The organism is Streptomyces actuosus, assembly GCF_016921115.1.
Taxonomy (GTDB): Bacteria; Actinomycetota; Actinomycetes; order Streptomycetales; family Streptomycetaceae; genus Streptomyces; species Streptomyces actuosus_A.
Window position 1 is genome coordinate 1 of record NZ_JAFFZS010000097.1, and the last position, 1509, is coordinate 1509.

A 1509-nucleotide genomic window follows, 5' to 3' on the forward strand; every position below is an offset into this window, starting at 1 on the left:
CTAAACTTAAGGTAAGTTATATATTTTTGGAATATATTCAAGGGTGTCCTGTTATGTTTATTATTAATAAACTCTCCAATTGCTCTACATAAGCTTTAATATTACCTTATTAATAAAACTCTATTTTTAAACTAGATTATATAGAATACCCTATTTAAATTCTTCGCTTATATAGATATAATTAAAATATTAGAATTTAAAATTTAATAATTATATATATTTTTTTCTTAATAATCAAAGTAGTATGTAATTACATACAAAAGATAAAGTCAAAGTAGTTTAACAGGTAAAACGGTAATTTCATGAGTTATGGATGAGAATTCGAGTTTCTCCTTTGACTCAAACAGAGAAAAATTTATTTATTATAAAATATTTTGCTTATAAGTCTTATTATAAAATTTGTAATACCTGTTATAGTGTAGATATTATTTAAATAAATCTAAATTTAAAGAAAATTAAAAATGTTAATTTTAAATCTAAAAAAAAAATGGTATAGGGAATTTTTTTTTTTTTAATATGGTGTGTGCTGTATTTACCCCTTCTGTAAGTAATCAAATTACTTTAAAACTAAAACAAATAATCAAATTAGAACATTATGGATTTATTAAAACCGGTTATAATATTTTATAGAAATAATCTATTTACGTTTATAGTAAAAAACATAAGTTTTAAACGAAAGGTGGGTATAGTTCAAAGGTAGAACAGCTGTATGTGGCATAGTATATCCTAGTTCGATTCTAGGTACCCACCCTAAATAATAAATTGTTATTCACATAATATTCAAATTCGTTTTTTTTTACGAAGAAAATTTTATCTTATTTTTTGTTAAACCAGATAACAAAATCATTTGTGAGAGGATTTTCCTCATCAGCTAAAAAAGAAGATGTTGCACCGGTTAATACTCAATCATCTATTTTAACTTTAAAACAACCTACAGAATGACAAGAAAGATGATTTTTATCATCTAATGCTAAAGACATTGGTACTTTATACTTAATGTTCGCATTATTCTCAGGTTTATTAGGTACAGCATTTTCTGTACTTATAAGATTAGAGTTATCTGGACCTGGTGTTCAATATATTGCTGATAACCAATTATACAATAGTATAATTACAGCTCACGCTATAATGATGATTTTCTTTATGGTTATGCCTGGTTTACTAAGTGGTTTTGGTAATTTCTTATTACCATTATTAGTAGGAGGTCCTGATATGGCATTCCCTAGACTAAATAACATTAGTTTCTGATTATTAGTACCTAGTTTATTATTATTTGTATTCTCTGCAACAATAGAAAATGGAGCAGGTACAGGATGAACTCTTTACCCACCATTATCAGGAATACAATCACACAGTGGACCAAGTGTTGATTTAGCAATTTTTGGTTTACACTTAAGTGGTATTAGTAGTATGTTAGGAGCTATGAACTTCATTACAACTCTTTTAAATATGAGAGGTCCAGGTATACGTTTACACAAATTAGCATTATTTGGTTGAGCTGTAGTAATA

At 26.2% G+C, this 1509-nt stretch carries 1 tRNA gene and 1 pseudogene; both read left to right on the forward strand.

What is annotated here, in order from left to right:
• Positions 1-679: 679 nt before the first annotated feature.
• A tRNA-His gene (locus JS756_RS38890) sits at positions 680-750 on the forward strand.
• Positions 751-978: 228 nt separating this feature from the next.
• Positions 979-1497: pseudogene (locus tag JS756_RS38895) on the forward strand (cbb3-type cytochrome c oxidase subunit I).
• The last annotated feature ends 12 nt before the right edge of the window (positions 1498-1509 follow it).